Source organism: Lelliottia sp. RD5, from assembly GCF_056032945.1.
This window is the reverse complement of the sequence record NZ_JBVYHQ010000002.1, coordinates 406,067-426,746: the sequence shown is the minus strand read 5'-3', so window position 1 is coordinate 426,746 and position 20,680 is coordinate 406,067. Positions and strand designations below refer to the sequence as shown.

Below are 20,680 nucleotides of genomic sequence, written 5' to 3'. Positions count from 1 at the left end.
TTTGTGCAGCAATACACCAACGAGCTAACCGACGAAATAATAAAATCATCCTCTCAACCACCATTCACACCAGAAGAGATCGCCACATTTGACGAAAGCACGCAGCCGGAAGTGTTAAATCTGACCACACGATTTGCCACCTGCCCTGTCAAGCTAATATTCAGAATAGCAACGGTCGGAAGTCTTACCCGTAACGGTGGCGTTCTTCGAAAAGCATCAGGTAAGAGCACTGCTGGAGGATTTCAGGTCACACGAATAGGAGATAAGATTGTATACGCTGACGGCAGTGAAGCCACTATCATTTCTGGTGCTGGCAAGGCTCGAGTCATGCAGGGAGCATCCGCTGCACTGGTTGGAAGTATGCTTGATAATGGCGATGAAATAATCTCAACACCACAATCCAGCAATCGACTGGTTTTCCGTGAGGGTGACTCTCTCCCGGAAGGATTCCTGATCATGCCTGGGAGTAAACACTAATGGGTGCTAAAGGGAATTATCTGCTCAGGGGTGATAAGACGGTTTGTGGTGGAAGGATCCTTGAAGGATGGAGCGATCATCAGTTCTTCGATAAAGACATGGCGTGCGAAGGTCATAAAGTGACTTGCGGCAAACATCCCGGGTATTACCGTATTTGCGGCGGGCTTGAAGACGACGATATACATGGTAAAAGGATTGCTGGAACGCTACACAGCTATAGTTCATGCCCCTGCAAATCGAAATTTGTTCCATCAAACTGGGATGATGACTACGAATTTGGTGGAGAACTAACAGTAACGCACATGGATTTGTCTCACCTCGTCGAGATGCCTGTACTTCCGGGACCAATTGCGGATCCTAAAACTGATAGCTTTGCTGACACCTGCAAACCCGAAGATAACCCGCTCTTGAACGGCGTTTATATCTGGACTGAAACCATCGAAACCGGACACGCTTTTGTTGCCGTGCATGAAAACAATACTGTATACATTTACACCCATGGCAGATACGGAAGAACTGGTGGGCCATTCGGAATGACGGGTGATGGTATTCTCGATTTTATGAAAGGTGATGATGCCCGAGACTATTACAGAAAAGAACTTTACGAAAACGACGCTCGAGTTTTTAAAATCAATGATGCAGTCATACCAGAAACCCGTGCATTCTTTGAAAATTTGTGGAAAGAAGGGCGAAAGCCCATAGGGGTAGAGGAAAACAGTGCTACAGATCGAACTGGTCTCTCTATTGACTCCTACGATGTAACGGGAAGCAACTGCACAACGCACACAGTAGCTGGCATAAAAGCCGCAGGCTCAACGATCTTTGATACAAGTTACAGCTCAAAAAGCACTCTGCTTCCTATTGAATCAGAAGAGCATTTCACCATACCAGTATCATTGCAAAATTATCTTCTCAGCAAAAGCCGAAGCCTACATTCAATGGCTGTTGTAGAAGTTACTGGCGAGTTTAAAAACCTGTATCCGAACGTGAACGGACAACACGTATCCCCAGAAGGAAGGGCAGGCAAAGCCAAACGATACGCCGCAGAAACAATGTCTTCACTAGGTTCGATTTCTCCATACTCAGGCGAAAATGTTGGCGGTGTTCTTGGAGATTATGATGAGTAGTTCAACTAAAACCATTCTTCGATGGGCTGGAATAGTCGCAGTATCACTTTGCTACTTTATTACTCTGATAGCATCAACATTCACTTTTAGTGCATTTAGGGAAAGAGAAAGTGTGCGTTTTTCTGGCCCAATCTCATTAAAAGCCTACCAAGCTTCGATAGACTCGATCATGCAAGCCACTGATGGTGTTTTTACTGTCGCCCTGTTTGGCTTTGCGATCTGCGTACCTCTGATTCTGCTTATCTTTAAAAAAGTAAGATGATTTGGAAACGCTCATGAACACGAACAGTGGCATAAAATTTTTCTTACGATGGGGAGGGATTTTCATCGTTAGCTTGGGTTACTTCTTCGGTCTGTTTGTCGCCTCACAAGCATTCGCGGTTTTCTCTGAAAATCAGACTCTTGTCTCAAACCCTGTTCCATTAAAAGAGTATTACCAAGCTGTTGATTCACTTGGTCAAGCTACAAGCGGTGTTTTTTATGTGGCAATTTACGGTTTCGCTGTCTGCGTACCTCTGATCCTACTTATCTTCAAAAAGGTGAGATGATTTGGAGAGCCGCGAAGCGATTGCGAGTAGAACAAAAACGATTCTTCGGTGGGGAGGCATTGCTTTAGTTTTCGCCATCTACTCTATCGCCCTGATGATTCCAGTGCTTGATTTTGGGTTAACCCGGAAATACAACGGCCCCCTTCAACAGGTGAGATGGAAGCCCGTTTATGTGAGGCGATCATAGATGACTTATCGCGTTCAGTGGATAACCTCTTGATCAAAGCATTTTTCGGTAGTGCCATTTGCCTTGTTTTGGTCTTGCTTATTTTCAAGAAGGTGAGATGGCAGCCAAAGGCTGGAATCCACCAGCCTTTCCCCTTCCCCCCGATTTTAGGCAATAGAAGCCATAAAGCCCCGTTGGTGATACAGCAACAAGCGGAGCGTAGCGACTTCATCGGATTGTCAGAAGGATCACACCTTATCAGGATAACCGTGTACCCATCGGGAAACACTCGTGAGTGTCACCCTTGCGGGAGCGTGGCTGAAACGCTGATAGAGCCTACATGTCGTTTGTAGGTACGTTATCAACATAAACCTGTTTACGAGGCTCTGAGAGCCGCACATCGGGCTTGAAATGCGTGTGATCAGTCTGGTGCAAGAGACAATGCCCGGATCAGGCTTTTCCTTCACGTTGTGCTATCGCGGTGTGAGGTTGAAACTGCCGCCGCCGAATAGTTATACTCTCACTTCCATAGTAACTATCCGTGACAACTAACAGTGTAATCCCCGTTGGTACTTCGTCGTTCAATGGTAGAACGATCACGGCAACTTACTTTAAGGTAAGTTGTTGATAGCGAAACACGTTTAAGCCAGCTACTGGCAGTGTTTTGCCACAAGGGGAGAGATCTGGAGCGGGCGAAGGGAATCGAACCCTCGTATAGAGCTTGGGAAGCTCTCGTTCTACCATTGAACTACGCCCGCTTTGATGGTGCGTAAGGCATTATAGACCTTACGCTTTTTCGCACAAGTCACCCAAGCGCTAACCGGTGATTAATTAACCGTTTAGCATTTTGGCTTGCTGCCCTGCGCAGGCAGATAGCGCTGAGGATCGATAGCGGTTGCACGGTAACGAATCTGGAAATGCAGGGCAACGGAACTCGCGCCCGTGCTGCCCATCGTCGCGATCTTTTGCCCGGCTTTCACATTTTGCCCGTTATTGACCAGCAACGAGTCGTTGTGCGCATAGGCGGTAATGTAGTCTTCGCCGTGCTTAATCATGATTAAATTGCCATAACCGCGCAGCTGATTCCCCACATAGACCACTTTTCCTGCTCCGGACGCATAGACTGGCGTACCGCGTGAGCCCGCAATATCGATCCCTTTATTGCCTCCCTCTGCCGTCGAATACGGGGTAATCACTTTTCCGCTGGCAGGCCAGACCCAACAACGCTGTCCGACCGGCGGCCATGACGATTGCGGCACAGCGTAAGACGGCGTCACTTTGGCGGTTTTACCTTTCGAGGAAGAGGATTTTTTCGCCGTCGAGCTACCGCTAGTGAGCCTGAGCTTTTGCCCTATTTCGATGGTATAAGGTGCAGAAATATTGTTCAGGCGAGCCAAGTCTTTCACGCTCGTTCCGGTTGAGCGCGAGATTTTATAGAGTGTGTCGCCGCGCTTAACGGTGTAGACCGCGCCGGAGTAGCTTCCCGAATCAGCTGATTTACTGCCAGAACAGCCCGCCAGCAGCAATGCCAGCATCAGGCAGAAAAGAGCACTCAGGGGATTTCTCGTCAGGCTTCCTGCGAACAAAACGGATCCTTGGTCAAGGTAAATGGCGTCCTATGATAACAGCCTAAATCCTGTTGCCAACTTTTGCCGTTAATACATATTTAAGCTCGCGGCGACAACTCGTTTGGGAAAGAGTGAGATATAATTTCGCCATCCCGTCGTTCGGGTACTGGAGTCGGAATGAGCATACAAGAACACGTCATTTTGGTTAACGACCAGGGAGAGGTTGTTGGCACTCAGGAGAAGTACGCTGCGCACACTTCTCATACCTCGCTGCATTTGGCTTTCTCTTCGTGGCTGTTTAACGATCGGGGTCAATGCCTTGTTACCCGCCGCGCACTGAGCAAAAAAGCCTGGCCTGGCGTTTGGACAAACTCGGTCTGCGGCCATCCACAAATCGGCGAAACCACCGAACAGGCGATAGAACGCCGCTGTCGTTTCGAAGTCGGCGTAGAGATCGCGCATCTTACGCCGATCGCAGCGGATTTCCGTTACTGTGAAATCGATCCTTCGGGCATCGTTGAAAACGAAATTTGCCCGGTGTTTGCAGCACAGATTGTCAGCCCGCTCAGGGTCAATCCCGACGAGGTGATGGACTATCAGTGGGTTGAACTGGCGTCATTGTTACGTGCTCTGGAGGCCACGCCGTGGGCTTTCAGCCCGTGGATGGTTTCGGAAGCGGCTAACGCGCGTGAAAAGCTCAGACAGTTCGCCGATAACCTAAAGGCATAAAAAAAGCCCCGACGCGATAAACACCGGGGCTTTTCAATCGTTACGGTATTATTTTACCGGACGCATCGCCGGGAACAGGATCACATCACGGATGGTGTGGCTGTTGGTAAACAGCATCACCATACGGTCGATACCAATGCCCAGACCCGCCGTTGGCGGCAAGCCGTGTTCCAGCGCGGTCACGTAGTCTTCATCGAAGAACATCGCTTCATCATCGCCTGCGGCTTTCGCATCAACCTGATCCTGGAAGCGCTGCGCCTGATCCTGCGCATCGTTCAGCTCGCTAAAGCCGTTACCGATTTCACGGCCGCCAATAAAGAACTCAAAGCGGTCAGTGATTTCCGGGTTTTCGTCATTACGACGCGCCAGCGGAGACACTTCAGCCGGGTATTCGGTGATAAAGGTAGGCTGAATCAGATGCGCTTCTGCCACTTCTTCGAAGATCTCAGTCACGATACGACCCTGACCCCAGCTCTTCTCAACCTTGATACCGATGCTTTCCGCGATGGCTTTCGCAGAGTCAAAGTTATCCAGATCGGCCATTTCGGTTTCTGGACGGTATTTCTTGATCGCTTCGCGCATGGTGAGCTTAACGAACGGCTTACCAAAGTCGAACACTTCGTCACCGTAAGGGACTTCCGTGGTGCCCAGAATATCCTGCGCCAGGGTACGGAACAGCGATTCGGTCAGCTCGATCAGATCTTTGTAATCCGCATACGCCATATAGAGTTCCATCATGGTGAACTCTGGGTTATGGCGAACAGAAATACCTTCGTTACGGAAGTTACGGTTGATTTCGAACACGCGTTCGAAGCCGCCAACCACCAGACGCTTCAGGTACAGTTCCGGCGCGATGCGCAGGTACATGTCCAGATCCAGCGCATTGTGATGGGTCACGAATGGACGCGCAGACGCGCCACCCGGAATCACCTGCATCATTGGCGTTTCGACTTCCATAAAATCACGGCCAACCATGAACTGACGGATGCCCGCCATAATCTGGGAACGGATTTTGAACGTTTTGCGGGATTCATCGTTAGAGATGAGATCCAGGTAGCGCTGACGATAGCGCGCTTCCTGATCCTGCAGACCGTGGAATTTATCCGGCAACGGACGCAGTGCTTTCGTCAGCAGGCGCAGTTCGGTGCAGTGAATAGAGAGTTCGCCCGTCTTGGTCTTGAACAGCTTGCCTTTCGCGCCAAGGATGTCGCCCAGGTCCCACTTCTTGAACTGCTCGTTATAAATGCCTTCTGGCAGATCGTCACGGGAAACGTACAGCTGAATACGGCCACCGACGTCCTGCAACGTCACGAAGGACGCTTTACCCATGATACGACGGGTCATCATGCGGCCTGCAACGGACACTTCTACGTTCAGCGCTTCCAGCTCTTCGTTTTCTTTTGCATCGAAGTCAGCGTGCAGCTGATCGGAAGTGTGATCGCGACGAAAATCGTTCGGGAATGGAATACCCTGCTCACGCAGTGCAGCTAGCTTTTCGCGACGCGTTTTCAGCTCGTTATTAAGATCGACTACCGCGTCAGTGCCCTGTGCTTGTTGTTCAGACATGTTGGTTCCTCATAACCCTGCTTTCAAACTTGCTTCGATAAATTGATCCAGGCTGCCGTCCAGCACCGCCTGCGTGTTACGGGTTTCAACCCCGGTACGCAAGTCTTTAATGCGGGAGTCATCAAGGACATAAGAACGAATCTGGCTGCCCCAGCCGATGTCAGATTTGTTATCTTCCATCACCTGTTTCTCGGCATTTTTCTTCTGCATCTCCAGCTCATAAAGCTTCGCTTTCATCTGCTTCATGGCCTGGTCTTTGTTCTTATGCTGCGAACGGTCGTTCTGGCATTGCGTTACCGTGTTGGTCGGAAGGTGGGTAATACGCACCGCGGATTCCGTTCGGTTAACGTGCTGACCGCCCGCGCCAGATGCGCGATAAACGTCAATGCGCAAGTCGGCTGGGTTGATTTCGATATCGATATCGTCTTTCACTTCTGGATAGACAAACGCAGAGCTGAAAGAGGTATGACGGCGACCGCCGGAGTCGAACGGGCTTTTACGCACCAGGCGATGAACGCCCGTTTCGGTACGCAACCAGCCGTAAGCGTAATCGCCAATGATCTTGATGGTGATGGATTTAAGACCCGCCACTTCACCTTCAGACTCTTCGATAATCTCGGTTTTGAAGCCGCGCGCTTCTGCCCAGCGCAGATACATACGCGCCAGCATGCTCGCCCAGTCTTGCGCTTCGGTCCCGCCAGAACCGGCCTGGATATCGAGATAGCAATCGGCGCTGTCGTATTCGCCAGAGAACATGCGGCGGAATTCAAGCTGCGCCAGTTTCTCTTCTAATACGTCGAGCTCAGCGATCGTTTCGTTGAATGTTTCTTCGTCGTCGGCTTCGACCGCTAATTCCAGCAGACCAGAAACGTCTTCCAGTCCCTGCGTCATTTGATCCAGCGTTTCAACGATGGCTTCGAGGGAGGAACGCTCTTTACCCAGCGCCTGTGCGCGTTCAGGTTCGTTCCAGACGTCCGGCTGTTCCAGCTCGGCGTTTACTTCTTCAAGGCGTTCTTTCTTCGCATCATAGTCAAAGATACCCCCTAAGAACGGCGGAGCGCTCCGTAAGGTCTTGAATGCGGTTTTTTACCGGATTAATTTCAAACATGGTCTGTTTTCTTTATTGGACTAGTCAAAATGCGGTGATAAGAGCGGGATTGTACCCAATCCACGCTCTTTTTTATAGAGAATAGTGACGCTAAATTGGTCAGCTTACATCGGCCAGATATGATCGATGATGATTTGCAAACTGCGATTTCCGCGAAACTCATTGATATCCAGTTTGTAGGCCAGTTCGACTTCACGCACGCCGTTATCAGGCCAAACTGAGGTGTCGACGTTGAAAGCAATCCCATCCAGCAGCGGGCCGCCGCCAAGCGGTTCAACCATCACTTTCAGATGACGCTCGCCCACCAAACGCTGTTGCAGTAGACGAAAACGACCATCAAACAGCGGTTCCGGGAACATTTGTCCCCAGGGCCCCGATTCACGCAGCAGTTGCGCGATCTCCATGGTCATCTCAGCAGGCGCCAATGCGCCATCGGAAACCACTTCACCTTGCAGCAAGGCGGGATCCAGCCAGTCGGTCACCAGCTCGCTAAAGAGCCGTTGAAACTCATCAAACTTCGTCTCTTCCAGCGATAAACCCGCCGCCATGGCGTGACCGCCGAATTTAATCATCAGCCCAGGATGCAGCGTATCCAGACGCTCCAGCGCATCACGCATATGCAGCCCCTGGATAGAGCGACCCGACCCTTTTAGCGTGCCGTCACCCGCCGGTGCAAACGCGATCACCGGACGATGAAAACGCTCTTTGATGCGCGAGGCCAAAATACCCACGACGCCCTGATGCCATTCCGGGTGATACATCGCCAGCCCACCGGGCAGCGTTTCGCTACTGCGCTCAAGTTTTTCACACAGCGTCAGCGCCTCTGCCTGCATCCCCTGCTCAATCTCTTTACGCGTCTCATTCAGCGCATCCAGTTCATTCGCCAGCACGCGCGCTTCACCGATGTTGTCGCACAGCAGCAGCGCCACGCCAACAGACATGTCATCCAGTCGCCCTGCCGCGTTCAGACGTGGGCCCAAAGCAAAACCTAAGTCGCTTGCCGCCAGCTTTTGCGCATCGCGGTTGGAAATCTCCAGCAATGCTTTGATGCCTGGTCGGCATTTCCCCGCGCGAATCCGACTCAAACCCTGCCAGGTCAGAATACGGTTATTGGTGTCCAGCGGGACAACGTCCGCAACCGTCCCCAGCGCGACCAGATCGAGATATTCCGCCAGATTAGGCACCGCGATACCGCGCGCCTCAAACCAGCCTTTATCACGCAGCAACGTGCGCAGCGCCAGCATCAGATAGAACGCTACTCCCACGCCTGCGAGCGATTTCGACGGGAAGTCGCAGTCGCGCAGATTGGGGTTAATAATCGCTTCGGCAGCCGGTAAGGTGTCACCCGGCAAATGGTGATCGGTAACGATAACCGGGATCCCAAGCTGATGCGCCCGATCGACCCCGGCATGTGACGAGATCCCATTATCGACGGTTAAGATCATCTGCGCGCCACGCGCTTGAGCCTGATCAACCACTTCCGGACTCAGGCCGTAGCCATCTTCAAAGCGATTTGGCACCAGATAGGTGACATTATCGCAGCCGAGCGCACGCAGGCTGAGCACCGTTAGCGCGGTGCTGGTTGCGCCATCGGCGTCAAAATCACCGACGACGACAATGCGCGTCCCTTCACGCAGCGCGTTGTAGAGCAGTTCAGTCGCTGTTTCTACACCGCTGAGCTGCTGCCAGGGCAACATGCCTTTGACGCTACGCTCAAGTTCATCGGCATTGCGCACGCCACGTCCTGCATAAAGTCGGCGAAGAAGCGGCGAAAGATCGGCAGGTAAATTAACGTTCTCATCCACCTCACGGCGGCGCAGTTGAGTCTTTGCTTTCACGCGAATTATTTACCGCCAGTCTGTTTCTGGTGCGCGTCGAGAAACTCTTTCATCTCTTTCGGCCCCTGGTAACCCGGCACGACGTAACCGTTGCTCAGCACGATGGCTGGCGTTCCGGTCACGCCAAACTGCACGCCCAGCGCGTAATGGTTCGCAATGTCGATGTCGCAGGACGCCGGTTTGACGCCTTTGCCGTTCATCGCATCATCAAACGCTTGTTTCGGATCTTTGGCACACCAGATAGCTTTCATGTCCTGCTCTGGCTGGCTCTGAATACCCGCACGCGGGAAAGCCAGGTAACGCACGGTGATCCCCAGCGCGTTGTAGTCTTTCATCTCTTCATGCAGCTTGTGACAATAGCCGCAGGTGATATCAGTGAAAACGGTAATGACGTGTTTTTCCTGCGCGGCTTTGTAGACAATCATCTCTTTTTCGAGCGCATTCAGGTTTTTCATCAGCAACTGATTAGTGATGTTAACCGGCTGCGCGCCGCTGACGTCATACATTGGACCTTGAACGAAATGCTTGCCGTCTTCGGTAACGTAGAGCACACCGCTGTTCGTCAGTACCGTTTTCATTCCGGCTACGGGTGCAGGCTGGATATCGCTGCTGGTCACACCGAGTTTGGCCAGTGACTGTTTAATTGCCGCATCGTCAGCATGAGCAAAGCCCGCCCAGGATGCAGCCAGCAGAGAGAACAGCGCTAAAGATTTTTTCATTTTCGGTCCTATGACTATGTGTCGGCACTCACGCTCGCGGGTGGTGCTGTTGGTGTAGCTGCCGCAACCGTTCTGTTGCAACGTGGGTATAGATTTGCGTGGTTGACAGGTCGCTGTGTCCCAGCAACATCTGTACGACGCGCAAATCAGCACCATGGTTGAGCAAGTGCGTTGCGAAGGCATGGCGCAGAACGTGCGGCGAAAGTTTTTCACTGTCGATACCCGCCAGTGTGGCGTAATGTTTTATGCGATGCCAGAAGGTTTGTCGCGTCATTTGTTGCGCACGCTGGCTGGGAAACAGAACATCAATAGAAACACCGTTCAGAAGCCATGGTCGACCATGCTCGAGATAGTTCTCCACCCAGTACACCGCCTCTTCGCCAAGCGGGACCAGACGTTCTTTGTTTCCTTTACCTATCACGCGGACCACGCCCTGACGCAGGCTAATATCGCTCATCGTCAAACCCACCAGTTCCGAGACGCGCAAACCCGTGGCATACAGCACTTCAAGCATGGCTTTATCGCGTAACTCCAGCGGCACGTCAACCGTCGGTGACTGTAATAATCTGTCAACTTGCGCTTCGCTGAGATCTTTAGGTAAACGCTGCGGCAGCTTGGGGGATGCCAGTAGCGCACTCGGATCGTCAGCGCGAAGCTTCTCGCGATACAGATGCTGAAACAGTCGTCTCATTGCACTCAGCAGGCGCGCGGAACTGGTGGCTTTGTAGCCGCCGTCCATACGTTCGGCCAGTAGAGACTGGAGATCGTCTCGCTGTGCCTGTTCGAGCGACAAGCCACGGTGCGCGAGCCATTCCGCCAGCATCGTTAAATCGCGACGATAGGCACTCAGCGTGTTCTCCGCCAGGTTCTTCTCAAGCCACAGCGCATCGAGAAATTGTTCGATGAGTGCGAGATCCTTTTCCACGTCTGCTCCTGTGATTCTGCCCTCGGCCATTATGACGTAATGGTACAGCTTTCTGGTACACTACGCGCAAAGTCATAGCAAGTATTGAGAAGTTTACGCGATGAATATTGGTCTGTTTTATGGTTCCAGCACCTGCTATACCGAGATGGCCGCGGAGAAAATTCGCGACATTATCGGCCCTGAACTGGTGACGCTCCACAATCTTAAAGACGATGCGCCCACCGAAATGGAACAGTACGATGTTCTGATTTTGGGCATTCCGACCTGGGATTTTGGTGAGATACAGGAAGACTGGGAAGCCATTTGGGAGCAGCTCGATTCACTCAACCTGGAAGGCAAAATCATTGCGCTTTACGGTATGGGCGATCAGCTAGGTTATGGCGAGTGGTTCCTTGATGCGCTCGGCATGCTGCACGATAAGCTTGCCCCAAAAGGCGTCCATTTTATCGGCTACTGGCCAACAGAGGGTTACGAGTTCACCAGCCCAAAACCGGTGATTGCTGATGGCCAGCTATTTGTGGGCCTGGCGCTGGACGAAACCAACCAGTACGACCTCAGTGACGAGCGCCTGCAAAGCTGGTGTGAACAAATTCTGGGTGAAATGGCGGAAAAATTTAGCTAATCCGCTATCGACCGGGCGTCGGTTGCTGCAAAACCATCCGACGCAAATCTCGCCACTCGTCAGCATCCATACTGTCCGCCGAAAGCCATAAATGCTGGTTTCGTCCGCCTTGCACGTTACGCAAGCGAAACATCATGCCAAAACTCAGCATCCAGGGCGTACCGACGATTTCCCACTCTTTACCTTGCCAGCGCAGACGAGAGTCCATCAGCAGCTTGATTTCGCCCTGACAGGAATTGATACGTCGCTGGCTGCGCACGCTGTCGAACACCACAAGCGAGAGTAACAGCATCCATAACGGGGTGTAGCTGAGTGGCCACGGCATCAGCAAAACAAAGGCCGCAACCATTCCGTGGAGCAACAAAGACATCCACTGTGAGCGCCAGGATACGCGCAGATCAGATTGCCACAGGACCACGTTCCCGATTCCGTGTTTGAATTAATTGCACCATCCGTTGCAACTCGGTGTCGGCGGGCTTGCCGTGATTCATCAGCCAGTTGAATAAATCAGGATCGTCACTTTCAAGAAGGCGAATAAACAGACGCTTATCGTCATCGCTTAAGCTGTCGTATTCATATTCGAAGAATGGCATGACGGAAATATCAAGTTCGCGCATGCCGCGGCGGCACGCCCAGTGAATACGAGCCTTATTGCTAATGTCCATGTTGATTTCCTGCTAAACGTTTCTTCTACCTCTAAGAGGGACGATTTCTAGTGTAACGTGTTTTTTGCCGTTTCATTACAGGAAAATCACTGACTGGAAGCACGCTTCCAGAAAAATCCCCTATAAAGAGAGCGGATTACTCTGTTTTGCGTGACGCTACGCAGAACGTTAATAAGGCACAATTGGGCTGCTGAAAGGGCTTGCAATGACTGCTGTCTCTTTTACCATTAGGCATTAACAAAGCGTTAAGCAATTCAGGATATCACTATGGCTTTTACACCATTTCCTCCTCGCCAGCCTGTCGCCTCCGCGCGTCTGCCGCTGACGCTTATCTCTCTTGATGACTGGGCTCTGGCAACAATCTCTGGCGCTGATAGCGAAAAATATCTTCAGGGTCAGGTCACTGCCGACGTCGCCCAGTTAGGCGAGCATCAGCATCTGCTGGTGGCGCATTGCGATCCTAAAGGAAAGATGTGGAGCAATCTGCGTCTGTTCCGTCGTCAGGATGGTTTTGCCATTATCGAACGCCGTAGCCTGCGAGATGCGCAACTGACTGAACTGAAAAAGTATGCGGTTTTCTCTAAAGTGACAATCGTTGCAGACGACGAAAATGTGCTGCTTGGCGTTGCCGGTTTTCAGGCTCGCGCAGCGCTGAAAACTCTTTTCAGCGAGCTGCCAGATGCTGATAAACCGTTGATTAATGATGGCGCGACTTCCCTTCTGTGGTTTGAATACCCAGATGAACGCTTCCTGCTGGTCACGGATGTCGCCACTGCGGAGCGCGTGACCGAAGCGCTGCGTGGCGAAGCACAATTCAACAACAGCCTGCAGTGGTTAGCGCTGAATATTGAAGCGGGTCTGCCGATCATTGATGCGGCAAACAGCGCACAGTTTATTCCGCAGGCAACCAATATTCAGGCACTCGGCGGCATCAGCTTTAAAAAAGGCTGTTACACCGGTCAGGAGATGGTGGCCCGGGCAAAATTCCGCGGGGCCAATAAACGCGCGCTGTGGTATCTGGCAGGAAACGCCAGTCGCGTTCCAGAAGCCGGTGAAGATCTCGAGCTGAAAATGGGTGAAAACTGGCGTCGCACAGGTACTGTGTTGGCTGCTGTTCAGCTGGACGATGGCCGAGTTCTGGTGCAGGTGGTGATGAACAATGATATGGAAGCTGACAGCGTGTTCCGCGTGCGTGACGATGCCAATACATTAAGCATCCAGCCGCTGCCGTATTCATTAGAAGAGTAATACTTTGCCCGGCAGTGCATTCATTGCCGGGCGTTCAAAACGTTAAACCTGCGCAACGTATAAATATATCGCCAGGAAATGGCACACGCTGCCGCCCAGCACGAAGCCATGCCAGATAGCGTGGTTGTACGGAATACGTTTACAGACGTAAAAAATCACCCCGAGTGAATAGATGATCCCCCCCGCCGCAAGCAGCGTCACCCCACCCGCGTCCAGCTTTGTCGCCAGTTGATATACCACGATCAGCGACAGCCAACCCATCGTCAAATATGTCACCAGCGACAGCACTTTAAACCGGTGCGCAATCGTGAGCTTAAACAAGATACCGAGCAGTGCCAGGCCCCAAATGACGATCATCAGGCCGCGTGATAAGGGCGAGTTCAATCCCACCAGCAAAAATGGCGTATAGGTTCCGGCAATCAGGAGATAGATAGCGCAGTGATCAAATTTCTTAAGCCAAATTTTGGCACGCTGATGTGGAATGGCGTGGTAAAGCGTTGAGGCGAGAAAGAGGAGAATCATACTCCCGCCATACAGGCTATAGCTGGTAATAGCCAGCGCATTGGCGTTCGCATCAAACGCCTGCACCAGCAGAAGTACCAAACCGACAATACCAAAAACGAGGCCAATCCCGTGACTAATGCTGTTGGCTATTTCCTCAGCCAGTGAATATCCCTGTGCAACGATTGGTTTGCTCACTATAGGAAACTCCAGGAAAACAGAAGATAAAAATGTATCACCAAACTATGCTAACTGAGAACGATTCCAGTGAACACATGTTAGCTAAAATAAATACCTATTCCAGAATAATCCATTAAAATCATTACATTGAGGTTAAAATTCACCTAACACTCGTTCACTTTTATTAAAGGCATTTAAATTCAATCACATAAAACTGGGATTGGTTAGGGTAAATCTCGGCGATAACCGCTTTGAGTGCTTCCAGTGACATGTTTTCCTGCTGCGCATGTTTTTCGGTTAACGCATCCAGCGTCACCGTCGACGTGCGGATGACTTCAACGGTGCAAAAGTACCCCTCATCCTCATAGCGCCCAACGCGCAGAATATCGCCTGCTTTAAAATGTGATTCTGATTCGTCGCGGATAGTGATGGTTTTACGCCCGGCCAGAATGTCTTCCTGAAAGCGCTGAAAAAAAGTAATGTCGTTTGGCTGCATGGTATTATTCCCTGAAGATAAAGTCTGATAAGTGAGTTTAGCCAGCGTGAGCATGTTCTCCCATTCTGCCATTGCCAGTCTCAACAATCTTGAGATGATGGTTTACAACTATGCTATCAAAAACCGCGACAAGGTCACGTACATGACCATCCGCGAACTGGCGGACGCGGCGGGAGTCTCCACCACCACCGTGCTGCGCTTTTGCCGCAAGCTCAACTGCGAAGGCTACTCTGAATTCCGCGTGCGGTTTAAATTGTATTTAGAAAATAATGAACCGCAGCAGGCCAATTTCGGTGCCAGTGAAATTATCAGTTTCTTCCGCAGTGTTAATAACGAAGAGTTTGATTCGTTATTAGCGCATGCTGTCGATATTATATTATCGTCAGAGCGTATTATTTTTGTTGGCGCTGGCACCTCTGGCTCGCTGGCAAAATATGGCGCGCGGTTCTTTTCTAATATTGGAAAATTCAGCAATCATATCGACGATCCTTATTTCCCGGTCACCAACGACATGGCAAAAAACGCGCTGGCGATTGTGCTTTCTGTTTCCGGTGAAACCGAAGAGATCCTGCGCTTCGCCAGCCAGTTCAGTCTGCACAACTGTAAAGTGCTCTCCATCACCAGCCATGAACACTCTCGCCTGGCAAAACTTGCCGACTTTAATCTCTCATGGCATGTACCTCAAACCCGCATTGGCGGCGTCTACGATATAACCACTCAAATCCCGGTTATTTATATTCTTGAATCGTTAGGTCGGAAACTGGCGAAGAAACTGGCGGAATAAAACAGGCTGTTTTTTTGATGTAACAAATCACATAAACCGCCATTTGTTATATCGTGACATTTAATTCCGCTTTGCTAGACTCGAACACAACAGCAATAATTCGAGACTAGCCAATATGAAAAAACTCACCTTACCAAAAGATTTTTTATGGGGCGGCGCGGTCGCTGCTCACCAGGTTGAAGGCGGTTGGAACAAAGGCGGTAAAGGGCCGAGCATTTGCGATGTGCTGACCGGCGGCGCGCACGGCGTTCCGCGCGAAATCACGCAGGAAGTGATCGACGGGAAATATTACCCGAACCACGAAGCCATCGATTTTCACGGTCACTACAAAGAAGACATCAAGCTGTTTGCTGAGATGGGCTTCAAATGCTTCCGAACCTCTATCGCCTGGACGCGTATCTTTCCGAAAGGCGACGAAACCCAGCCAAATGAAGAAGGCCTGAAGTTTTACGACGACATGTTCGATGAACTGTTGAAGTACAACATCGAACCGGTCATCACCCTCTCCCACTTCGAAATGCCGCTGCATCTGGTGCAGGAGTACGGTGGATGGACCAACCGTAAAGTGGTGGATTTCTTCGTGCGTTTTGCCGAAGTGGTCTTCGAGCGCTACAAAACGAAGGTCAAATACTGGATGACCTTTAACGAAATCAATAATCAGCGTAACTGGCGCGCGCCGTTGTTCGGTTATTGCTGCTCTGGCGTGGTGTACACCGAGCATGAAAACCCGGAAGAGACCATGTACCAGGTGCTGCACCATCAGTTTGTGGCCAGCGCACTGGCGGTAAAAGCCGCGCGTCGTATTAATCCAGAGATGCAGGTCGGCTGCATGCTGGCGATGGTGGCGCTCTATCCGTTCTCCTGCAAACCCGAAGACGTGATGTTTGCTCAGGAATCAATGCGTGAACGCTATGTCTTTACCGACGTCCAGCTGCGCGGCTACTACCCGTCATACGTGCTGAACGAATGGGAACGCCGCGGTTTCTCAATCAAAATGGACGCTGGCGACGAGCAGATCCTGCGTGAAGGCACCTGCGCTTACTTAGGTTTCAGCTATTACATGACCAATGCGGTCAAAGCGGAAGGCGGGACAGGTGACGCAATTTCTGGCTTCGAAGGCAGCGTGCCAAACCCACATGTGAAAGCGTCCGACTGGGGCTGGCAGATTGACCCTGTGGGCCTTCGCTATGCGCTGTGCGAGCTTTACGAGCGCTATCAGAAACCACTGTTTATCGTGGAAAACGGTTTTGGTGCCTACGATAAAGTGGAAGAAGATGGCAGCATCAACGATGACTACCGCATCGACTACCTGCGCGCTCACGTCGAAGAGATGATCAAAGCGGTTACCTACGACGGTGTAGATCTGATGGGCTATACGCCATGGGGCTGCATCGACTGCGTGTCATTCACCACCGGTCAGTACAGTAAACGCTACGGCTTTATCTACGTGAACAAGCACGACGACGGGACTGGCGACATGTCGCGTTCCCGTAAGAAAAGTTTCGAGTGGTACAAAGCGGTGATCGCCAGCAACGGCGAAACGCTCTAGCCACCCCAGCCCTTTCCCCTGCGGGCGAGACCGAAAAGATCGCACCGACTCCCCCTCTCCCCAAAGGATGAGGGGGAAAACTGCACCACGTATTCCTCTCCCCTGCGCGAGAGGAATTATTTCCCGCCCGCTAATTCAAGAAAACTGCCCGTCACGTAAGACGCCTTTTCGCTCAGCAGCCAGACAATAGCCTGCGCCACCTCTTCGGGCTGGCCGCCGCGCTGCATCGGCAACAGAGACTTCACCCGATCTACACGCCCCGGCTCACCGCCAGAAGCATGAATGTCGGTATAAATTAGCCCTGGACGCACGCAGTTCACGCGAATACCCTGCGCCGCCACCTCCAGCGATAACCCGATGGTCAACGAATCTACCGCACCTTTCGAGGCGGCATAATCGACATACTCACCGGGAGCCCCAAGACGCGACGCCGCAGACGACACATTCACTATCGCCCCACCTTTGCCGCCATGTTGATGAGACATGCGTTTCACCGCTTCACGACAGCAGAGGAAATAGCCCGTCACGTTAGTGGTTAATACGCGATTGATGCGCTCGGCGGTCAGGTTTTCAATCGTGCTTTGCTCAAACAAAATGCCGGCGTTGTTGACCAGCGCGGCCAGCGGTTCGCCTTCACGGTCCAGGCTTTCGAACATCGCCATCACCTGCGTTTCGTCGCTGATATCAGCGCGTAACGCAAAAGCCTTGCCGCCGGACTCGGTAATTTGATTCACCACATCCGTCGCGGCTTTGATGTTGTGGTGATAATTCACCGCCACCGTGTAGCCTTCACGCGCCAGTTGCAGCGCGGTCGCTTTACCAATTCCGCGGCTTGCGCCGGTTACCAGAGCAATAGCCAAGAGACGTCCCTCCAAAATAAAAAAAGCCGGGCATCACTCGCCCGGCTTAAGCAGTCACGTTAAGTATTACTGATATTCGCTCATTGGCACGCAGGAGCAGAACAAATTGCGGTCGCCATAAACGTCATCAAGACGTTTCACCGTTGGCCAGTATTTGTTTGCCACGCCCGCCGGGAAGACCGCCACTTCGCGGGTATAACCGTGATGCCACTCCGCCACCAGCTCGTTTTGCGTGTGCGGCGCATTGACCAGCGGGTTATCTTCCAGCGTCCATTCGCCCTGCTTCACGCGGGTGATTTCATTGCGAATCGCCAGCATCGCCTCGATAAAGCGATCCAGTTCAACTTTGCTTTCTGACTCGGTCGGCTCAACCATCAGCGTGCCCGCTACCGGGAACGACATGGTCGGTGCGTGGAATCCGTAGTCAATCAGGCGCTTGGCGATATCCAGTTCGCTGATCCCGGTTTCGTCTTTCAGCGGACGAATATCCAGAATACATTCGTGCGCCACGCGGCCATCACGACCGGTATAGAGCACTGGATAGGCGTCTTTCAGACGTGTGGCAATGTAGTTGGCGTTCAGAATCGCCACCTGACTTGCCTGTTTCAGCCCTTCTGCGCCCATCATACGGATGTACATCCAGCTGATTGGCAGAATGGATGCGCTGCCAAACGGTGCCGCGGATACCGCGCCCTGACGGGTCAACATACCTTCAATCTGCACCACACTGTGGCCTGGAACAAACGGTGCCAGGTGCGCTTTTACGCCAATCGGTCCCATACCCGGGCCGCCGCCGCCGTGCGGGATACAGAAGGTCTTATGCAGATTCAGGTGCGAAACATCCGCGCCGATAAAGCCCGGAGAGGTGATGCCCACCTGCGCGTTCATGTTCGCGCCATCAAGATACACCTGGCCGCCGAACTGATGCACAATCTCGCACACTTCACGGATGGTTTCTTCGTACACACCGTGCGTGGACGGATACGTGACCATAATGCAGGACAGTTTTTCGCCCGCATGTTCTGCTTTGGCACGCAGATCGGTCAGATCGATGTTCCCGTTTTTGTCGCATGCGACGACAACGACTTCCATTCCCGCCATCTGCGCGGATGCCGGGTTGGTGCCGTGAGCGGAGCTTGGGATCAGGCAGATATCACGATGACCTTCGTTGCGGCTTTCGTGGTAATGACGAATCGCCAGCAGGCCGGCGTACTCGCCCTGTGCGCCGGAGTTTGGCTGCATGCAGAGTGCGTCATAACCGGTCAGCTTCACCAGCCAGTCGGAGAGCTGGTTGATCATCTGATGATACCCTTCCGCCTGTTCTGCCGGGCAGAACGGGTGCAGCTCAGAGAATTCAGGCCAGGTAATCGGAATCATTTCTGCGGCGGCGTTCAGCTTCATGGTGCAGGAACCCAGCGGGATCATCGCCTGATTCAGCGCCAGATCTTTGCGCTCCAGAGAGTGCATATACCGCATCATCTCGGTTTCGCTGTGATAGCGATTGAATACCGGGTGAGTCAGAATCGCATCATCGCGCAGCATGCTTTCCTGAATAGAGCGGCTATCGTGCGCCACTTCTTTATCCAAGGCATCGACGTCAAGTCCGTGTGCATCGCCCAGCAGGACGTTAAACAGATTTTGCACGTCCTCGCGGGTGGTGGTCTCATCCAGCGTGATACCGACGGCGTTGAGAATATCGCTGCGCAGGTTGATCTCTGCGGCTTCTGCGCGCGCCAGCACACCGGCTTTATCCGCAACTTCAACACACAGCGTGTCAAAGTAATGGGCATGGCGCAGCTTCAGGCCTTTCTGTTGTAAACCGGTAGCCAGAATATCCGCAAAGCGATGAATGCGGGTCGCAATGCGTTTCAGCCCCACTGGACCGTGGAACACCGCGTACAGGCTGGCAATATTCGCCAGCAGTACCTGAGAGGTACAGATATTGGAGTTCGCTTTTTCGCGACGAATGTGTTGCTCACGCGTCTGCATCGCCATACGCAGCGCGGTATTGCCCGCGGCATCTTTCGACACACCGATAATGCGGCCAGGCATAGAGCGTTTGAATTCGTCTTTTCCGGCAAAGAATGCCGCGTGCGGGCCACCGTAGCCCATCGGCACGCCAAAGCGCTGCGCGGAACCGAAAACAATATCTGCGCCCTGTTTGCCCGGTGCCGTTAACAGCACCAGCGCCATAAAATCGGCCGCCACGCTGACAACAATTTTGCGGGATTTCAGCTCGGCAATCAGCGCACTGTAGTCGTGTACTTCACCGGTGGTGCCGACTTGCTGCAACAGCACGCCGAAGACATCCTGATGATCCAGCACTTTATCTGCATCATCGACAATCACGTCAAAACCAAAGGTTTCGGCACGCGTACGCACGACGTCCAGCGTTTGTGGATGCACGTCAGCCGCGACGAAGAAGCGGTTGGCGTTTTTCAGCTTGCTCACGCGTTTTGCCATCGCCATCGCTTCGGCGGCGGCAGTTGCTTCGTCCAGCAAAGAAGCAGAGGCGATGTCCAATCCGGTCAGATCCAGCGTGACCTGCTGGAAGTTCAGCAACGCTTCCAGACGGCCCTGAGACACTTCCGGCTGATAAGGCGTATAGGCGGTGTACCAGCCCGGGTTTTCCAGCATGTTACGCAGAATAACCGGCGGCAACTGCACTGGGGTGTAACCCATGCCAATGTAAGACTTAAAGCGCTTGTTGAGACCGGCAATGGCCTTCAGTTCCGCCAGCGCAGCAAATTCCGTTGTCGCCTCACCCACTTGCGGCGGCGTGGCGAGCTGAATGTCTTTCGGCACGATCTGGCCGATCAGTGCGTTTAACGAATCCGCGCCAACTGTCTTCAGCATCTCCTGCTGTTGCTGAGCATCCGGCCCAATGTGACGTTCAATGAAGGCGCCACGGTTTTCAAGCTGGCTTAAAGTCTGTGTCATGAGCGATGGTTCCTGAAACGTGCGGTGAATCGATGTAGAAATCGTGATTGTCTTGCCTTGATAC

20 protein-coding genes and 1 tRNA gene are annotated in these 20,680 nt (G+C 52.3%); 8 read left to right on the top strand and 13 right to left on the bottom strand.

Annotation, left to right across the window (positions count from 1 at the left end; all coding sequences use genetic code 11):
- Positions 1-3: 3 nt before the first annotated feature.
- The 3 genes from AC0LWE_RS09820 to AC0LWE_RS09810 all read left to right on the top strand — a co-directional run bounded on the left by AC0LWE_RS09820 (position 4) and on the right by AC0LWE_RS09810 (position 2,152).
- Positions 4-477, top strand: a complete 474-nt coding sequence (locus tag AC0LWE_RS09820) for a PAAR domain-containing protein (protein WP_059177611.1) — start codon at positions 4-6, stop codon at positions 475-477.
- Entirely contained in the window at positions 477-1,604 is a 1,128-nt protein-coding gene (locus AC0LWE_RS09815; RefSeq protein WP_219347409.1) for a PAAR domain-containing protein, read from the top strand. The genes AC0LWE_RS09820 and AC0LWE_RS09815 overlap by 1 nt, the downstream gene beginning before the upstream one ends.
- Positions 1,605-1,879: 275 nt before the next feature.
- Positions 1,880-2,152 carry a hypothetical protein gene (locus tag AC0LWE_RS09810; protein WP_072241761.1) on the top strand — a complete coding sequence of 91 codons (273 nt, stop codon included), beginning with the start codon at positions 1,880-1,882 and terminating at the stop codon, positions 2,150-2,152.
- An 850-nt stretch (positions 2,153-3,002) separates the two neighbouring features.
- Here the strand turns inward: AC0LWE_RS09810 and AC0LWE_RS09805 are convergent.
- Together AC0LWE_RS09805 and actS are read right to left on the bottom strand one after the other, a co-directional pair.
- Positions 3,003-3,076 (bottom strand) — tRNA-Gly (locus AC0LWE_RS09805).
- An 81-nt stretch (positions 3,077-3,157) separates the two neighbouring features.
- Positions 3,158-3,904 (bottom strand): amidase activator ActS, encoded by a 747-nt coding sequence (gene actS, locus AC0LWE_RS09800; protein ID WP_267970685.1) that lies wholly within the window; start codon positions 3,902-3,904, stop codon positions 3,158-3,160.
- Between the two features lie 159 nt (positions 3,905-4,063).
- On the opposite strand from actS, the gene idi reads away from it, so the two are divergent.
- Positions 4,064-4,615, top strand: coding sequence for an isopentenyl-diphosphate Delta-isomerase (idi, locus tag AC0LWE_RS09795; protein ID WP_219347408.1), 552 nt, complete (start codon positions 4,064-4,066; stop codon positions 4,613-4,615).
- A gap of 48 nt (positions 4,616-4,663) precedes the next feature.
- Here the strand turns inward: idi and lysS are convergent, their stop codons facing one another.
- The 5 genes from lysS to xerD all read right to left on the bottom strand — a co-directional run bounded on the left by lysS (position 4,664) and on the right by xerD (position 10,771).
- On the bottom strand, positions 4,664-6,181 hold the full coding sequence (gene lysS, locus AC0LWE_RS09790; protein ID WP_219347407.1) for a lysine--tRNA ligase: 1,518 nt from the start codon (positions 6,179-6,181) through the stop codon (positions 4,664-4,666).
- A 9-nt stretch (positions 6,182-6,190) separates the two neighbouring features.
- Positions 6,191-7,289, bottom strand: a protein-coding gene (gene prfB / locus AC0LWE_RS09785) for a peptide chain release factor 2 (protein ID WP_096759544.1) whose coding sequence is annotated in 2 segments (ribosomal slippage) — positions 6,191-7,213 and positions 7,215-7,289 — 1,098 coding nt in all. Because the reading frame shifts where the segments join, the coding sequence is not laid out codon by codon here.
- A gap of 104 nt (positions 7,290-7,393) precedes the next feature.
- Positions 7,394-9,127 carry a single-stranded-DNA-specific exonuclease RecJ gene (gene recJ / locus AC0LWE_RS09780; RefSeq protein WP_219347406.1) on the bottom strand — a complete coding sequence of 578 codons (1,734 nt, stop codon included), beginning with the start codon at positions 9,125-9,127 and terminating at the stop codon, positions 7,394-7,396.
- 5 nt (positions 9,128-9,132) lie between these two features.
- Positions 9,133-9,846 carry a bifunctional protein-disulfide isomerase/oxidoreductase DsbC gene (dsbC, locus tag AC0LWE_RS09775; RefSeq protein WP_059177605.1) on the bottom strand — a complete coding sequence of 238 codons (714 nt, stop codon included), beginning with the start codon at positions 9,844-9,846 and terminating at the stop codon, positions 9,133-9,135.
- A gap of 28 nt (positions 9,847-9,874) precedes the next feature.
- Positions 9,875-10,771, bottom strand: a complete 897-nt coding sequence (xerD, locus tag AC0LWE_RS09770; protein WP_059177604.1) for a site-specific tyrosine recombinase XerD — start codon at positions 10,769-10,771, stop codon at positions 9,875-9,877.
- A 100-nt stretch (positions 10,772-10,871) separates the two neighbouring features.
- On the opposite strand from xerD, the gene fldB reads away from it, so the two are divergent.
- The gene (gene fldB / locus AC0LWE_RS09765; RefSeq protein WP_202667690.1) at positions 10,872-11,393 is read left to right on the top strand and encodes a flavodoxin FldB; all 522 of its coding nucleotides are present in this window, start codon (positions 10,872-10,874) and stop codon (positions 11,391-11,393) included.
- 4 nt (positions 11,394-11,397) lie between these two features.
- Here the strand turns inward: fldB and AC0LWE_RS09760 are convergent, their stop codons facing one another.
- Both AC0LWE_RS09760 and sdhE read right to left on the bottom strand, forming a co-directional pair.
- Positions 11,398-11,811, bottom strand: a complete 414-nt coding sequence (locus AC0LWE_RS09760) for a protein YgfX (RefSeq protein WP_059177602.1) — start codon at positions 11,809-11,811, stop codon at positions 11,398-11,400.
- On the bottom strand, positions 11,792-12,058 hold the full coding sequence (sdhE, locus tag AC0LWE_RS09755; RefSeq protein ID WP_015960306.1) for an FAD assembly factor SdhE: 267 nt from the start codon (positions 12,056-12,058) through the stop codon (positions 11,792-11,794). The genes AC0LWE_RS09760 and sdhE overlap by 20 nt, the downstream gene beginning before the upstream one ends.
- Before the next feature lie 267 nt (positions 12,059-12,325).
- Here sdhE and ygfZ point away from each other — a divergent pair, with 267 nt between their 5' ends.
- Positions 12,326-13,306 carry a tRNA-modifying protein YgfZ gene (ygfZ, locus tag AC0LWE_RS09750; protein ID WP_202667691.1) on the top strand — a complete coding sequence of 327 codons (981 nt, stop codon included), beginning with the start codon at positions 12,326-12,328 and terminating at the stop codon, positions 13,304-13,306.
- 42 nt (positions 13,307-13,348) lie between these two features.
- On the opposite strand, the gene trhA is transcribed toward ygfZ, so the two are convergent.
- Together trhA and yqfB are read right to left on the bottom strand one after the other, a co-directional pair.
- A complete protein-coding gene (gene trhA / locus AC0LWE_RS09745) occupies positions 13,349-14,008 on the bottom strand; it encodes a PAQR family membrane homeostasis protein TrhA (protein ID WP_131486253.1) in 660 nt (219 codons plus the stop codon).
- A gap of 163 nt (positions 14,009-14,171) precedes the next feature.
- Positions 14,172-14,483 (bottom strand): N(4)-acetylcytidine aminohydrolase, encoded by a 312-nt coding sequence (yqfB, locus tag AC0LWE_RS09740; protein WP_059178027.1) that lies wholly within the window; start codon positions 14,481-14,483, stop codon positions 14,172-14,174.
- A 52-nt stretch (positions 14,484-14,535) separates the two neighbouring features.
- On the opposite strand from yqfB, the gene AC0LWE_RS09735 reads away from it, so the two are divergent.
- Both AC0LWE_RS09735 and bglA read left to right on the top strand, forming a co-directional pair.
- Positions 14,536-15,267 (top strand): MurR/RpiR family transcriptional regulator, encoded by a 732-nt coding sequence (locus tag AC0LWE_RS09735; protein ID WP_059177599.1) that lies wholly within the window; start codon positions 14,536-14,538, stop codon positions 15,265-15,267.
- 115 nt (positions 15,268-15,382) lie between these two features.
- Positions 15,383-16,816 (top strand): 6-phospho-beta-glucosidase BglA, encoded by a 1,434-nt coding sequence (gene bglA / locus AC0LWE_RS09730; protein ID WP_059177598.1) that lies wholly within the window; start codon positions 15,383-15,385, stop codon positions 16,814-16,816.
- Positions 16,817-16,932: 116 nt separating this feature from the next.
- Here the strand turns inward: bglA and AC0LWE_RS09725 are convergent, their stop codons facing one another.
- Together AC0LWE_RS09725 and gcvP are read right to left on the bottom strand one after the other, a co-directional pair.
- Positions 16,933-17,676 (bottom strand): SDR family oxidoreductase, encoded by a 744-nt coding sequence (locus tag AC0LWE_RS09725; protein ID WP_202665811.1) that lies wholly within the window; start codon positions 17,674-17,676, stop codon positions 16,933-16,935.
- Between the two features lie 66 nt (positions 17,677-17,742).
- Positions 17,743-20,616, bottom strand: a complete 2,874-nt coding sequence (gcvP, locus tag AC0LWE_RS09720) for an aminomethyl-transferring glycine dehydrogenase (RefSeq protein WP_174342943.1) — start codon at positions 20,614-20,616, stop codon at positions 17,743-17,745.
- Positions 20,617-20,680 lie beyond the last annotated feature (64 nt).

Bases quoted from the DNA above. Each gene is read 5' to 3' on its own strand.
- yqfB (WP_059178027.1), bottom strand. From the start codon at position 14,483: ATGCAGCCAAACGACATTACTTTTTTTCAGCGCTTTCAGGAAGACATT.
- AC0LWE_RS09810 (WP_072241761.1), top strand. From the start codon at position 1,880: ATGAACACGAACAGTGGCATAAAATTTTTCTTACGATGGGGAGGGATT.
- ygfZ (WP_202667691.1), top strand. From the start codon at position 12,326: ATGGCTTTTACACCATTTCCTCCTCGCCAGCCTGTCGCCTCCGCGCGT.
- fldB (WP_202667690.1), top strand. From the start codon at position 10,872: ATGAATATTGGTCTGTTTTATGGTTCCAGCACCTGCTATACCGAGATG.
- lysS (WP_219347407.1), bottom strand. From the start codon at position 6,181: ATGTCTGAACAACAAGCACAGGGCACTGACGCGGTAGTCGATCTTAAT.
- sdhE (WP_015960306.1), bottom strand. From the start codon at position 12,058: ATGGACATTAGCAATAAGGCTCGTATTCACTGGGCGTGCCGCCGCGGC.
- gcvP (WP_174342943.1), bottom strand. From the start codon at position 20,616: ATGACACAGACTTTAAGCCAGCTTGAAAACCGTGGCGCCTTCATTGAA.
- AC0LWE_RS09815 (WP_219347409.1), top strand. From the start codon at position 477: ATGGGTGCTAAAGGGAATTATCTGCTCAGGGGTGATAAGACGGTTTGT.
- dsbC (WP_059177605.1), bottom strand. From the start codon at position 9,846: ATGAAAAAATCTTTAGCGCTGTTCTCTCTGCTGGCTGCATCCTGGGCG.
- idi (WP_219347408.1), top strand. From the start codon at position 4,064: ATGAGCATACAAGAACACGTCATTTTGGTTAACGACCAGGGAGAGGTT.
- bglA (WP_059177598.1), top strand. From the start codon at position 15,383: ATGAAAAAACTCACCTTACCAAAAGATTTTTTATGGGGCGGCGCGGTC.
- AC0LWE_RS09735 (WP_059177599.1), top strand. From the start codon at position 14,536: ATGTTCTCCCATTCTGCCATTGCCAGTCTCAACAATCTTGAGATGATG.